The 12,415-nt window shown below is 57.9% G+C and carries 15 protein-coding genes; 11 read left to right on the top strand and 4 right to left on the bottom strand.

Annotated features, from left to right (window positions below):
* Window positions 1–13 precede the first annotated feature (13 nt).
* From argB to ACM110_RS22395, 4 genes are all read left to right on the top strand, one after another.
* Window positions 14–919 (top strand): acetylglutamate kinase, encoded by a 906-nt coding sequence (argB, locus tag ACM110_RS22410; RefSeq protein WP_053163877.1) that lies wholly within the window; start codon window positions 14–16, stop codon window positions 917–919.
* A gap of 191 nt (window positions 920–1,110) precedes the next feature.
* The gene (locus tag ACM110_RS22405; protein WP_416129490.1) at window positions 1,111–1,323 is read left to right on the top strand and encodes a hypothetical protein; all 213 of its coding nucleotides are present in this window, start codon (window positions 1,111–1,113) and stop codon (window positions 1,321–1,323) included.
* Window positions 1,324–1,340: 17 nt separating this feature from the next.
* The gene (locus tag ACM110_RS22400; protein WP_338583879.1) at window positions 1,341–1,913 is read left to right on the top strand and encodes a hypothetical protein; all 573 of its coding nucleotides are present in this window, start codon (window positions 1,341–1,343) and stop codon (window positions 1,911–1,913) included.
* The gene (locus ACM110_RS22395; RefSeq protein WP_416129489.1) at window positions 1,900–2,283 is read left to right on the top strand and encodes a hypothetical protein; all 384 of its coding nucleotides are present in this window, start codon (window positions 1,900–1,902) and stop codon (window positions 2,281–2,283) included. Before ACM110_RS22400 ends, ACM110_RS22395 begins: the two co-directional genes overlap by 14 nt.
* A 52-nt stretch (window positions 2,284–2,335) precedes the next feature.
* On the opposite strand, the gene pyrE is transcribed toward ACM110_RS22395, so the two are convergent.
* On the bottom strand, window positions 2,336–2,980 hold the full coding sequence (gene pyrE, locus ACM110_RS22390) for an orotate phosphoribosyltransferase (protein ID WP_007954442.1): 645 nt from the start codon (window positions 2,978–2,980) through the stop codon (window positions 2,336–2,338).
* Between the two features lie 82 nt (window positions 2,981–3,062).
* On the opposite strand from pyrE, the gene ACM110_RS22385 reads away from it, so the two are divergent.
* Window positions 3,063–3,842: an exodeoxyribonuclease III gene (locus ACM110_RS22385; RefSeq protein ID WP_008062840.1), complete on the top strand. Its 780-nt coding sequence runs from the start codon at window positions 3,063–3,065 to the stop codon at window positions 3,840–3,842.
* Between the two features lie 78 nt (window positions 3,843–3,920).
* On the opposite strand, the gene gltS is transcribed toward ACM110_RS22385, so the two are convergent.
* From gltS to rph, 3 genes are all read right to left on the bottom strand, one after another.
* A complete protein-coding gene (gene gltS, locus ACM110_RS22380; RefSeq protein ID WP_416129488.1) occupies window positions 3,921–5,129 on the bottom strand; it encodes a sodium/glutamate symporter in 1,209 nt (402 codons plus the stop codon).
* 317 nt (window positions 5,130–5,446) lie between these two features.
* A complete protein-coding gene (locus ACM110_RS22375; protein WP_416129487.1) occupies window positions 5,447–5,815 on the bottom strand; it encodes a DUF4870 domain-containing protein in 369 nt (122 codons plus the stop codon).
* Between the two features lie 28 nt (window positions 5,816–5,843).
* Window positions 5,844–6,566, bottom strand: coding sequence for a ribonuclease PH (gene rph, locus ACM110_RS22370; RefSeq protein WP_047535109.1), 723 nt, complete (start codon window positions 6,564–6,566; stop codon window positions 5,844–5,846).
* Window positions 6,567–6,833: 267 nt separating this feature from the next.
* Here rph and ACM110_RS22365 point away from each other — a divergent pair, with 267 nt between their 5' ends.
* From ACM110_RS22365 to ACM110_RS22340, 6 genes are all read left to right on the top strand, one after another.
* Window positions 6,834–7,697: a YicC/YloC family endoribonuclease gene (locus ACM110_RS22365; protein WP_416129486.1), complete on the top strand. Its 864-nt coding sequence runs from the start codon at window positions 6,834–6,836 to the stop codon at window positions 7,695–7,697.
* A gap of 12 nt (window positions 7,698–7,709) precedes the next feature.
* Window positions 7,710–8,330 carry a guanylate kinase gene (gmk, locus tag ACM110_RS22360; protein ID WP_416129485.1) on the top strand — a complete coding sequence of 207 codons (621 nt, stop codon included), beginning with the start codon at window positions 7,710–7,712 and terminating at the stop codon, window positions 8,328–8,330.
* A 167-nt stretch (window positions 8,331–8,497) separates the two neighbouring features.
* Window positions 8,498–8,761 carry a DNA-directed RNA polymerase subunit omega gene (gene rpoZ / locus ACM110_RS22355; RefSeq protein WP_007921129.1) on the top strand — a complete coding sequence of 88 codons (264 nt, stop codon included), beginning with the start codon at window positions 8,498–8,500 and terminating at the stop codon, window positions 8,759–8,761.
* Window positions 8,762–8,818: 57 nt separating this feature from the next.
* Window positions 8,819–10,924, top strand: coding sequence for a bifunctional GTP diphosphokinase/guanosine-3',5'-bis pyrophosphate 3'-pyrophosphohydrolase (spoT, locus tag ACM110_RS22350; protein ID WP_416129484.1), 2,106 nt, complete (start codon window positions 8,819–8,821; stop codon window positions 10,922–10,924).
* A gap of 21 nt (window positions 10,925–10,945) precedes the next feature.
* Window positions 10,946–11,326 carry a RidA family protein gene (locus tag ACM110_RS22345; RefSeq protein WP_003229509.1) on the top strand — a complete coding sequence of 127 codons (381 nt, stop codon included), beginning with the start codon at window positions 10,946–10,948 and terminating at the stop codon, window positions 11,324–11,326.
* Between the two features lie 67 nt (window positions 11,327–11,393).
* Window positions 11,394–12,134, top strand: a complete 741-nt coding sequence (locus tag ACM110_RS22340) for a hypothetical protein (protein ID WP_416129483.1) — start codon at window positions 11,394–11,396, stop codon at window positions 12,132–12,134.
* The last annotated feature ends 281 nt before the right edge of the window (window positions 12,135–12,415 follow it).

Here is a 12,415-nt window from a genome sequence, read left to right as displayed (position 1 = left end):
GCCGGAGCCCTGAATGACCCTCGAACGCGAAGCCGCCGCCAACACCGCCAAGGTCCTGTCCGAAGCGCTGCCTTACATTCGCCGCTATGTCGGCAAGACGCTGGTGATCAAATACGGCGGCAACGCGATGGAAAGCGAGGAGCTGAAAACCGGCTTCGCCCGCGACATCGTGCTGATGAAGGCCGTGGGCATCAACCCAGTGGTCGTTCATGGCGGCGGCCCGCAAATCGGTGACCTGCTCAAGCGTCTGTCGATCGAAAGCCATTTCGTCGACGGCATGCGCGTGACCGACGCCGCCACCATGGACGTGGTGGAAATGGTTCTCGGCGGTCAGGTCAACAAGGACATCGTCAACCTGATCAACCGTCATGGCGGCAGCGCCATCGGCCTGACCGGTAAAGACGCCGAGCTGATTCGCGCGAAGAAGCTCACCGTCACCCGCCAGACGCCGGAGATGACCACCCCGGAAATCATCGACATCGGCCATGTTGGCGAAGTGGTCGGCATCAACACCGACCTGCTGAACCTGCTGGTCAAAGGTGATTTCATCCCGGTGATCGCGCCAATCGGCGTCGGCGCCAACGGTGAGTCGTACAACATCAACGCTGACTTGGTGGCCGGTAAAGTCGCCGAAGCGCTGAAAGCCGAGAAGTTGATGCTGCTGACCAACATTGCCGGCCTGATGGACAAGTCAGGGACGGTCCTGACCGGCCTGACGACTCAACAGGTCGACGATCTGATCGCCGACGGCACCATCTACGGCGGCATGTTGCCGAAGATCCGCTGCGCACTGGAAGCGGTCCAGGGCGGCGTGGGCAGCTCGCTGATCATCGATGGCCGTGTACCGAATGCGATCCTGCTGGAAATCTTCACCGATACTGGTGTGGGCACCCTGATCAGCAATCGCAAGCGTCACTGATTCAAAACCTCAAAAAAGATCGCAGCCTGCGGCGGCACCTACGGATGTACGAAAATCCTGTAGGAGCTGACGAAGTCTGCGATCTTTTTTATGCGCGCAGGAATCGTCCGACTTAAGTAAGCGAAACGTCCGACATCCAGAAAGTATCAATCTGCATAGGATCTTCCCTGAATCCACAGGAGATCTTCCCCATGCAAAAAGACCACGTTCCCTACGGCAGTGATGTTTCAGCAGGCACCTATGAGTGCGCAGACTGCGGACGCGAATACACCAATCAGTCAAAGACTTCGCTTCCGCCGTGCCCTGACTTCAAACCAGGCACACACGTGCTCAATGGCTGGAAGATCCTGGCCGGCCAAGGCGACGCCGTGGCCGACCCGTACCCAAACGAGTCTTCCAAGTGACCACGGGAGACTGAACCATGCAGATCTCGTTCACGATCGATGCCCAGGCCTTCGACCTCGAGCAAAAGGAGCCGGTCAAAAAGACGTTGCGGATTTCCGACGCCGAAATCACCCATGCCCTACAGCGAATAGCCAAGGCGAGCCTGACTGAATACCTGAAAATGCTGGTCGAAGGCGGCATGCCAAGCAGGGCCGATGAAGCCAAGCAGGATCGCTTGCTGTATCTGATTCAAAGCTACTTCGGGCAAACGTTGCCGACCGAGTCGCAGATATCGACGATTTTCCAGCTGACTCAGAGCCAAAGCAAAACCCTGCTGAAAAACACGGTTTCACGCTTCCGCAATCAATTGGACGAGATCCTTCAGCACAGCATGCGAGCCGTGATCGAGTCTGCGGAGCACGCTCAGACCGTGTATCTGGTGGTGATCAGTTCGGACGTCATCCGCGATGAACTGAACATGCTGATCACACAGAATGAGCCAACTTTCAAACCCATCGTCAAACGCAAAGGCAGCGCCGGGCAGTTCGAAATCAGCGAGGATTCCCACGCGCTGCTCTGCCAGACACTGGGCCTGAATGCCGTTCAGTGACATCGTCGCGGTCAGCGGCTTGCTGCTGACCCTGACCACGTTCATGTTCAATCTGGCTTGGCCCAGACTGAACGAAGTGCTGGAACTGGACGAAAAACAGACAGGTCCGCTGGCCAGGAAGCGCAGCCAAAGGAAAGTAATGAGCGTTTTGCTGGGCTGCGCGATGCCGCTGACTTGCGCCTTCATGGCGCTGTTTTACGTCAATTTGCCCGCCGCCGTGCGGATCATGAGCAACAGCACGCTGGACCTGTGGAATTTCGACGTAGATCGCACGTTGTATGTGATGCTCGTCTGCGCGCTACTGGCGTTTGCAGCACTCAACGTTTGGCTGACCATTCGATTGATCGAAAAATGGCACCACCTGCGTTAAGCACCGCCCAAAGAAAAGGCCCTGTAAACAGGGCCTTTCTTATCGGACTAAATCAGACACCGAACTGTGCCCGATAGGCCTCAACCGCCGGCAAATGCTGCTTGAGTTGCGGATCATCGGCCAGGAATTCCAGTACCTGGTTCAGCGACACAATGCTGATCACCGGAATACCGAAGTCACGCTCGACTTCCTGGATCGCCGACAACTCACCGTTGCCACGCTCCTGACGGTTCAGGGCAATCAACACGCCTGCGGCCTTGGCGCCGTCCTGGGAAGCGATGATCTGCATCACTTCGCGGATCGCGGTGCCGGCGGTGATCACGTCGTCGATGATCAACACTTCACCTGTCAGCGGTGCGCCGACCAGGCTGCCGCCTTCACCGTGGGCCTTGGCTTCCTTGCGGTTGAAGCACCATGGCAGGTCACGGTTGTGATGTTCGGCCAACGCCACGGCGGTGGTCGCCGCCAATGGGATGCCTTTGTAGGCAGGGCCAAACAGCACGTCAAAGGGAATGCCGCTCTCGGCGATGGCTGCGGCGTAGAAACGGCCGAGCTGCGCCAGGGCCGAACCCGAGTTGAACAGGCCCGCATTGAAGAAGTAAGGACTGGTGCGCCCGGACTTCAGGGTGAACTCACCGAAGCGCAAAACGCCGCGATCGATGGCAAAACGAATGAAATCGCGCTGATACGCTTGCATGAAAAAAACCCCAAATACCACGGATTTAGCTAATTAGCTTGACGCCGTGTATCATACACGCACGCGATTTTTGGGGCCATTTATGCGGATCATCAGTGTGAACGTCAATGGTATTCAGGCTGCAGTCGAGCGGGGTTTGCTCAGTTGGCTGCAAGCACAGAATGCCGACGTCATCTGCCTGCAGGACACCCGTGCCTCCGCCTTTGAACTGGACGATCCAGCCTTCCAACTGGATGGATACTTCCTTTATGCCTGCGACGCCGAAGTTCCCGCCCAAGGTGGTGTGGCTTTGTACTCGCGGTTGCAACCGAAGGCTGTCATCAGCGGTCTCGGTTTCGAGACGGCCGACCGCTACGGGCGCTACCTGCAAGCCGATTTCGACAAAGTCAGTATTGCAACCTTGTTGCTTCCGTCCGGCATGAACGGCGATGAAGACTTGAACCAGAAATTCAAGCTCATGGACGACTTCGCCAAGTACCTGGACAAGCAGCGGCGCAAACGCCGCGAGTACATTTATTGTGGCTCGCTGTACGTGGCGCAACAGAAACTGGACATCAAGAACTGGCGCGACAGCCAGCAATCTCCTGGCTTCCTGGCGCCAGAACGTGCCTGGATGGACGAGATTGTCGGCAACATGGGTTATGTCGATGCCTTGCGCGAAGTCAGCCGTGAAGGCGACCAGTACAGCTGGTGGCCGGATAACGAACAGGCCGAAATGCTCAACCTCGGCTGGCGTTTCGACTACCAGATCCTGACGCCGGGCCTGCGCCGCTTTGTACGCAGCGCACGCTTGCCACGTCAGCCACGGTTCTCGCAGCATGCGCCACTGATCGTGGACTACGACTGGACGCTGACGATCTAAACGTTGTCGCTGACAAAAAAATGCCCGTATCGCTAGATACGGGCATTTTTTATGAGCTGTATTCCAGTGAACTGAACTTCAAGCGGCGGCAAAGAATGGCAGTATCAGGTACAACTTGATCACGATGACATTGATGATGTCGATGAAGAATGCGCCGACCATCGGCACGACCAGAAATGCTATCTGCGAAGGCCCGTAGCGCTGCGTCACCGCTTGCATGTTGGCGATGGCCGTTGGCGTTGCACCCAGCCCAAAACCACAGTGTCCCGCCGCCAGCACAGCCGCATCATAGTTACTGCCCATGACTCTGAATGTCACGAATATCGCGAATAGAGCCATGACCAGCGTTTGTGCAGCGAGAATAATGAAGAATGGTAATGCCAGTGCAGCCAGATCCCACAATTTGAGTGACATCAGCGCGATTGCCAGAAACAGCGACAAGCTGACATTTCCAAGTACAGAAACTTCCCGCTCAAACACTTGATATAAGCCAAGCGCTGAAAGTCCGTTTCGCAAAAGCACGCCCACGAACAATACGCAAACGAATGTCGGCAACTCAAATGCAGTCTCGCGAAGCGCGCCATTCATGAGGTTACCCACCATCAAACTAACGGCGATCAACGCGAGCGTCTCGATAAATGAAAATGGCGTGATCGAGCGTTCTTTATTCGGCTGCTCAAAGCCCTTTGGCAGCCGTGGCTTATCTTGATTAGAACAGCCGGGGACTTGTGTACGCTTAATGAGCAGTCGCGCAACCGGCCCACCGATCAAACCGCCCAGCACCAGGCCAAATGTGGCAGAAGCCATTGCAAGCTCGGAGGCGGAGGCCAGACCGTACTTTTCACTGAACGTCGCGCCCCAGGCAGCACCGGTTCCATGACCACCCGCCAACGTCACCGAACCTGTCAGCAGCCCCATCAGAGGGTCGAGCCCCAAGGCCGTCGCGAGCCCGATACCCATGGCATTCTGAACCACCAACAGCCCGGTGACCGCTAACAGAAACACCCCCACCACGCGGCCGCCTTTTTTCAAGCTGGCGAAGTCTGCACTCAACCCAATGGTGGCGAAAAAAGCCAGCATCAAGGGTATTTGTAGCGAGGTGTCAAAACGCACCTCAATTTCGAACAATCTCAAAAACAATAGAACCAGGGCAACCATCAGGCCACCCGCTACAGGCTCAGGGATGTTGTAAGCACGCAAAAAACCGACACGCGTGACAAGCCCGCGACCCAGTAAAAGTACCAAAGACGCAGCGACGAGCGTTCCATAAAAATCGAGCTGAAACATTGGGATATTCTTGGATTATTCATTCAGGGGCGAACTGTTAACCTGGACACGCCTCTTGAACAGGTTGATTGCTCTCAACGCTGATTGTTTGAATTTCAGTATCCGTCAATGGTCTGAATATATCGAAATATTTCTAATGAATATTACTTGGGGGAACTTTAACAACCGCTCAGCCTCATTGCCAAGGATATGGCAGCAATGCGGATACACAGTTGTGACTAAAAGTGTGAAAAAGTAAGCGTAGTTGTCTGGTGAAATAATTTGATAGCAAAAAAAGCCCCAACAAGTCGGGGCTTTTTTTAATCGCATTGCCTGGCTTACTTAATCAACCGCCATGTGAACGGATACCGATAAGGAAACCCTTCATTGGCTTTCACGCCGGCAATGATCGTCAACACCAGCGCACCGATGGCAATCAGGCCAAACAGGAAGAACCCGATAATCACCACCATCAGCAGGAAGCAAATGGCGGAGGCAATGGCGACGGTGATCTGAAAGTTCAGCGCTTCCTTGCCTTGTGCGTCGATAAACGGGTCCATCTCACGCTTCATTTGCCACAGGATCAGCGGTCCGATCAGTGTACCGAACGGAATCCAGATCCCCAGCAAGGCGGACAAGTGACAAAACATCGCCCACTGCCGAACGTCTTTGCTCGGGGTGGGAAGCAACTGTTGCTCGTCACTCATGGCGTCCTCCTTGTCTGTGGCAATCCGGTCAGTCAGCCAGTGCAGCCTTTTGCAGATCGAAGATTTCGTTCATGCCTTTCTTGGCCAGTTCCAGCATCGCGTTCAGCTCTTCAGGCTGGAACGGTGCGCCTTCGGCAGTGCCCTGAACTTCGATGAAGCCGCCCGTGCTGGTCATCACTACGTTCAGGTCGGTCTCGGCAGCCGAGTCTTCCAGGTAGTCGAGGTCGAGTACCGGCTCGCCCTGGTACATGCCTACCGAAACGGCACCGATCATTTGCTTGAGCGGGTCGCCGCCTTTCAGGCCGCCGCGCTTCTTGATCACTTTCAAGGCATCGACCAGGGCAACCATGGCGCCGGTGATGGACGCGGTGCGGGTGCCGCCGTCAGCCTGGATCACGTCGCAGTCGACGTACAGGGTCACGTCGCCGAGCTTGGACATGTCCAGCGCAGCGCGCAGGGAACGGCCGATCAGACGCTGGATTTCCAGGGTGCGGCCGCCTTGCTTGCCGCGGCTCGCTTCACGCTGGTTACGCTCGCCAGTGGCGCGCGGCAGCATGCCGTACTCGGCGGTCAACCAGCCTTGGCCCTGGCCCTTGAGGAAACGCGGCACGCCGTTTTCGACGCTGACCGTGCAGATGACTTTGGTGTCACCGAACTCGACCAGTACAGATCCCTCGGCGTGTTTGGTGTAGTTGCGGGTAATGCGGATCGAGCGGAGCTGATCGGCAGCGCGACCACTTGGACGTTTCATAAGGGATACCTGTACGGGGACGGAAAACTGCGGAGCATTATAGAGCTGCCAGCCTCGACTGGGCACTTCTAAAAAATTCCTCTGACGAGCGAAGGCTCTGAATAGCCCGTACCCGACGACCTGCAGCCGTTTGTCACACCGTGTGTTTGGGCGCATCCGCGCCACTGCGCTACAATCCTGCGCCTTTGCTGCCAGTCGGCTTTAATTCATTGATAGCGGATTGCCGGAACGTCAGTTTCGCGCCGATTCGCATTGCGAGGTACCCCCATGGTGCATAGCATGACCGCCTTCGCCCGCGTCGAGAAAGCAGGCGTCCAGGGCACCCTGAGCTGGGAACTGCGCTCGGTCAACAGCCGCTACCTGGAACCCCACCTGCGCCTGCCGGACTCCTTTCGCGACCTCGAAGGCGCCGTCCGTGAAGCCCTGCGCCAGGGCGTGTCGCGGGGCAAGCTCGAATGCACCCTGCGGTTCACCGAAGAAAACGCCGGCAAAGCGCTGCAAGTGGATCAGGACCGCGCCGCACAACTGGTTGCCGCCGCCGAGACGATCGCCAGCCTGATCAAGAATCCGGCCGCACTGAACCCGCTCGAAGTCCTGGCCTGGCCCGGCGTGCTGGTGGGTGATGCGACCGACCCGCAAGCCTTGAACGCCGAAGCACTGGCGTTGTTCAACGAAGGCCTGAAAGAACTCAAGGCCGGCCGCGAGCGCGAAGGCGCGGAGCTGGCACGGCTGATCAACGATCGCCTGACGTCCATTGAAGAGGACGTGGTGACCCTGCGCGAACTGGTTCCGCAGATGCTCGCCACCCAGCGCCAGAAAGTCCTCGACCGTTTCGCCGACATGAAGGCCGAGATGGACCCGCAGCGACTGGAGCAGGAAATGGTCATGCTCGCGCAAAAAAGCGACGTCGCCGAAGAACTGGATCGCCTGAGCACTCACATCATCGAAGTTCGTCGGGTACTCAAATCCGGCGGCGCTGCCGGGCGACGCCTGGACTTCCTGATGCAGGAACTCAACCGCGAGGCCAATACACTGGGCTCCAAAGCCTTCGACCCGCGCAGCACCCAAGCGGCGGTCAACCTCAAGGTGTTGATCGAGCAGATGCGCGAACAAGTGCAGAATATTGAGTAAGGCAACCCTGACATGACCCACAGCACCGGCACCCTGTACATCATCTCCGCCCCATCGGGCGCGGGCAAAAGCAGCCTGGTCAAGGCCTTGACCGACGCCAATCCGGAGATCCGTGTCTCGGTCTCGCACACCACCCGCGCCATGCGCCCGGGCGAAGTGGACGGCGTGAACTACAACTTCGTCTCGCGCGAACAGTTCGTGAAGATGATCGAGCACGGGGATTTCCTCGAGCGCGCCGAAGTCTTCGGTAATCTCTACGGCACCTCGCAAAGTCACTTGCAGCAGACCCTGGATGAAGGCCACGACCTGATTCTGGAAATCGACTGGCAAGGCGCCGAGCAAGTACGCAAACTGATGCCGCAGGCCCGTTCGGTCTTCATTCTGCCGCCGTCATTGCAGGCCTTGCACCAGCGCCTGACCAACCGTGGCCAGGACAGCGACGAGATCATCGACGGCCGGATGCGCGAAGCCGTCAGCGAAATGAGCCACTATGTCGACTACGACTACCTGATCATCAATGACGATTTCGCCCACGCCTTGCACGATTTGAAGGCGATTTTCCGTGCCAATCAGCTGCAACAGAAGCGTCAGCAGCAGCGCTACGGCAAATTATTGGCTGAATTGCTCGGTTGATCCGCTCTTCCCAAAACAGCTGCAAGGGCTTTACATTGGCACTTGCAGCGCGTTGAAGGGCTTGATCAAAAAATCAGCGCTTCCCTAATCGCTGGTGATTTTTTAAACTGTTGAGTCCGCTCGCCCATCCGGGCAGCGCGCATATTGCATTTGCTACGAGGAAGACCATGGCCCGCGTAACCGTTGAAGACTGCCTAGAACACGTGGATAACCGCTTTGAGCTGGTCATGCTCTCTACCAAGCGTGCCCGTCAACTGGCCACCGGCGGCAAAGAGCCGAAAGTAGCATGGGAAAACGACAAGCCTACCGTTGTCGCCCTGCGCGAAATCGCTGAAGGCCTGATCGACTACGCAGCTATTGCCGAAGCCGAAATCGTTGAAGATGAGCCGCTTTTTGCTGCATTTGAGGACGAGTCCAACGAGGCCGTCTAAGCCTATGCCTGGTCGACGTAGCACGGCGCGGGATAAAAGCTTACGGCAGGAGACATCATGCCGAGCATAGACGCCCTCGCCGATCGCTTATCGACCTACCTCGGCAATGACCAGGTCAACCTGGTCCGCCGAGCGTATTTCTACGCCGAACAAGCGCACGACGGCCAACGCCGCCGTAGCGGTGAGGCGTACGTCACGCATCCTCTTGCCGTGGCCAATATTCTTGCCGACATGCATATGGACCATCAGAGCCTGATGGCGGCCATGCTGCATGACGTGATCGAAGACACCGGTATTGCCAAGGAAGCGCTGCAAGCGCAGTTCGGCGAAACCGTGGCCGAACTGGTCGACGGGGTCAGCAAACTGACCCAGATGAACTTCGAGACCAAGGCCGAAGCCCAGGCCGAAAACTTCCAGAAAATGGCCATGGCCATGGCGCGCGACATTCGCGTGATCCTGGTCAAACTGGCCGACCGCCTGCACAACATGCGCACGCTGGAAGTGCTGTCCGGCGAGAAACGCCGACGCATCGCCAAGGAAACCCTGGAAATCTATGCACCCATCGCCAACCGGCTGGGCATGCACGCCATCCGCATAGAGTTCGAAGACCTCGGCTTCAAGGCCATGCACCCGATGCGTTCCGCGCGGATCTACCAGGCCGTCAAACGCGCCCGGGGCAACCGCAAGGAAATCGTCAACAAGATCGAAGAATCCCTCAGTCACTGTCTGGCCATCGATGGCATTCAGGGCGAGGTCAGCGGTCGCCAGAAACACCTCTACGGCATCTACAAGAAAATGCGCGGCAAACGTCGGGCCTTCAACGAGATCATGGACGTCTATGCGTTCCGGATCATCGTCGACAAGGTCGATACCTGCTACCGCGTGCTGGGTGCTGTGCATAATTTGTACAAACCGTTGCCGGGGCGCTTCAAGGATTACATCGCGATTCCCAAGGCCAACGGCTATCAATCGCTGCACACCACGCTGTTCGGCATGCACGGTGTACCGATCGAGATCCAGATCCGCACCCGCGAAATGGAAGAGATGGCCAATAACGGCATCGCCGCCCATTGGCTGTACAAATCCAGCGGCGACGAGCAGCCCAAAGGCACTCACGCCCGCGCCCGCCAGTGGGTCAAAGGCGTGCTGGAAATGCAGCAACGCGCCGGCAACTCGCTGGAGTTCATCGAAAGCGTGAAGATCGACCTGTTCCCGGACGAGGTCTACGTGTTCACGCCCAAAGGCCGGATCATGGAGCTACCCAAGGGCTCCACGGCGGTCGACTTCGCTTACGCGGTGCACACCGACGTGGGCAACAGCTGCATTGCCTGTCGGATCAATCGTCGTCTCGCGCCGCTGTCCGAACCGCTGCAAAGCGGCTCCACGGTCGAGATCGTCAGCGCTCCCGGCGCGCGGCCTAACCCGGCATGGCTCAACTTCGTGGTCACCGGCAAGGCCCGTACGCACATCCGCCATGCGTTGAAGCTGCAACGCCGCTCCGAGTCCATCAGCCTCGGCGAACGTCTGCTGAACAAAGTCCTCAACGGTTTCGACAGCGCGCTGGAGAAGATCCCGGCCGAACGCGTCAAGGCAATGCTCGTCGAGTACCGCCTCGAACTGATCGAAGATTTGCTCGAAGACATCGGCCTGGGCAATCGCATGGCCTATGTGGTGGCACGCCGACTGCTCGGCGAAGGCGAACAGTTGCCGAGCCCTGAAGGCCCGCTGGCGATTCGCGGCACCGAAGGCCTGGTGCTCAGCTACGCCAAGTGCTGCACGCCGATTCCGGGCGACCCGATTGTTGGTCACCTGTCTGCGGGCAAAGGCATGGTCGTGCACCTGGACAACTGCCGCAACATCAGCGAAATCCGCCACAACCCGGAAAAATGCATCCAGCTCTCGTGGGCCAAGGATGTCACCGGCGAATTCAACGTCGAGCTGCGCGTCGAGCTAGAACACCAGCGCGGCCTGATCGCCCTGCTGGCCAGCAGCGTCAACGCAGCCGACGGCAATATCGAAAAAATCAGCATGGATGAACGCGATGGTCGCATCAGCGTGGTCCAGTTGGTGGTCAGCGTGCACGACCGTGTGCACCTGGCCCGCGTGATCAAGAAACTGCGCGCCCTGACCGGGGTGATCCGCATCACCCGCATGCGTGCTTAAGCCACTTACAAGGAGTCATTCATGACCAAGACTGTTATCACCAGCGACAAGGCCCCGGCCGCCATCGGTACTTACTCCCAGGCGATCAAGGCCGGCAACACCGTTTACATGTCGGGTCAGATTCCTCTGGACCCAAAAACCATGGAACTGGTCGAAGGCTTCGAAGCCCAGACCGTCCAGGTATTCGAGAACCTCAAAGCCGTGGCTGAAGCCGCCGGTGGTTCGTTCAAGGACATCGTCAAACTGAACATCTTCCTCACCGACCTGAGCCACTTCGCCAAGGTCAACGAGATCATGGGCAAGTACTTCGACCAGCCTTACCCAGCCCGCGCCGCCATCGGCGTAGCAGCCCTGCCAAAGGGTTCGCAGGTTGAAATGGATGCCATCCTGGTCATCGAGTAATGTGTCCGGCGCAGCCTCGCGCTGCGCCGACTGCTCTGCAGCAAAGTAAGTTTGAAAGGATTCCACCATGCGCAAAGCGCTTGCTCTCTCGCTGCTCGCCCTGTTTTTGGGCGGTTGTGCCAGCAACCCTGCCGACCGTGATATCAGCGGCACCTGGATCAACCAGGTAGCAATCGATGCCGCATCCAAAGGCGTTCCCCTGCGCGAAGCGCTCCAGGCCTACGGCCCGAACCTGGAATGGGACGTCAACACCAAGGCCGGTCAGGCCCGCTACACCAATGGTTTTGAAAATGTCGACGGCAAGCTGCTGGGCGAAGAGTCCGGCGCCTGGAAAGTCGACTTTTATGGCAGTTCCGGTAGTGAACTGAAGCGCGACGGCAAACAATTGAGCCAGGCCGCGACCGAAAACGAACCGGCCCAAGTCTTCGACCGCGCCTTGATCCCCGTGCCGGATGGCGCACCGATTGGCGCCAGCTTCGAACGCGCACTGTATTCCGCGTACATGGGCGGCAGCTGGAAAGTCGTCAGCGGCCCCGGCGAAGGCAGTAACGTGCAGTTCCAGGCCGACGGCCAGGTGGCCGGCCTGCCGGGCGCTGATCGCTATGCGCTTTGCCTGGCCGGCGACTGCGCGTCGATGAGTGGCGGCAACGACAACATGTGGCTGCAACTCAACGGGCAAGGAACTGCCTGGATCTTTGCGCGCAAAGGCAAAGAGCTGGAAATCTTCCAGGCCGTGAACACGGCACAAGCGGACGAAATGCCGCAGTTCACCCCGGGTGATCGCAAGTGGTTGCTGGAGAAACAGTAAGCAACGCATAGAAACTGTGGGAGCGAGCTTGCTCGCGATGGGTCCGCAACATCCAACATCATCGTTGACTGTTATGCCGCCATCGCGAGCAAGCTCGCTTGTATGCTAGGACTTGAAGGGAGGAGGAGGGACAAGGCTCGATTCTGACTGTTGACGCAGTACAGATCCGTGGGAGATTTCGCCCCTCCTCCTTTCACCCAAGCGCCGATAAAGAATGCATCTGGCTAGACCGACGATAGGAACAAGCCTGCGCCTCTGGGTGAGCCCTTCAAGTGCTCAAA

The organism is Pseudomonas sp. NFX98, from assembly GCF_047784845.1.
In the GTDB taxonomy this organism is placed as follows: Bacteria; Pseudomonadota; Gammaproteobacteria; order Pseudomonadales; family Pseudomonadaceae; genus Aquipseudomonas.
The sequence above is the reverse complement of the archived record's forward strand: the minus strand, read 5'-3'. Positions and strand labels throughout refer to the sequence as shown.

Bases quoted from the DNA above. Each gene is read 5' to 3' on its own strand.
- ACM110_RS22395 (WP_416129489.1), top strand. From the start codon at position 1,900: ATGCCGTTCAGTGACATCGTCGCGGTCAGCGGCTTGCTGCTGACCCTG.
- pyrE (WP_007954442.1), bottom strand. From the start codon at position 2,980: ATGCAAGCGTATCAGCGCGATTTCATTCGTTTTGCCATCGATCGCGGC.
- gltS (WP_416129488.1), bottom strand. From the start codon at position 5,129: ATGTTTCAGCTCGATTTTTATGGAACGCTCGTCGCTGCGTCTTTGGTA.
- ACM110_RS22340 (WP_416129483.1), top strand. From the start codon at position 11,394: ATGCGCAAAGCGCTTGCTCTCTCGCTGCTCGCCCTGTTTTTGGGCGGT.
- ACM110_RS22345 (WP_003229509.1), top strand. From the start codon at position 10,946: ATGACCAAGACTGTTATCACCAGCGACAAGGCCCCGGCCGCCATCGGT.
- ACM110_RS22365 (WP_416129486.1), top strand. From the start codon at position 6,834: ATGGTGCATAGCATGACCGCCTTCGCCCGCGTCGAGAAAGCAGGCGTC.
- rph (WP_047535109.1), bottom strand. From the start codon at position 6,566: ATGAAACGTCCAAGTGGTCGCGCTGCCGATCAGCTCCGCTCGATCCGC.
- spoT (WP_416129484.1), top strand. From the start codon at position 8,819: ATGCCGAGCATAGACGCCCTCGCCGATCGCTTATCGACCTACCTCGGC.
- rpoZ (WP_007921129.1), top strand. From the start codon at position 8,498: ATGGCCCGCGTAACCGTTGAAGACTGCCTAGAACACGTGGATAACCGC.
- ACM110_RS22385 (WP_008062840.1), top strand. From the start codon at position 3,063: ATGCGGATCATCAGTGTGAACGTCAATGGTATTCAGGCTGCAGTCGAG.
- gmk (WP_416129485.1), top strand. From the start codon at position 7,710: ATGACCCACAGCACCGGCACCCTGTACATCATCTCCGCCCCATCGGGC.
- ACM110_RS22400 (WP_338583879.1), top strand. From the start codon at position 1,341: ATGCAGATCTCGTTCACGATCGATGCCCAGGCCTTCGACCTCGAGCAA.
- ACM110_RS22375 (WP_416129487.1), bottom strand. From the start codon at position 5,815: ATGAGTGACGAGCAACAGTTGCTTCCCACCCCGAGCAAAGACGTTCGG.
- argB (WP_053163877.1), top strand. From the start codon at position 14: ATGACCCTCGAACGCGAAGCCGCCGCCAACACCGCCAAGGTCCTGTCC.
- ACM110_RS22405 (WP_416129490.1), top strand. From the start codon at position 1,111: ATGCAAAAAGACCACGTTCCCTACGGCAGTGATGTTTCAGCAGGCACC.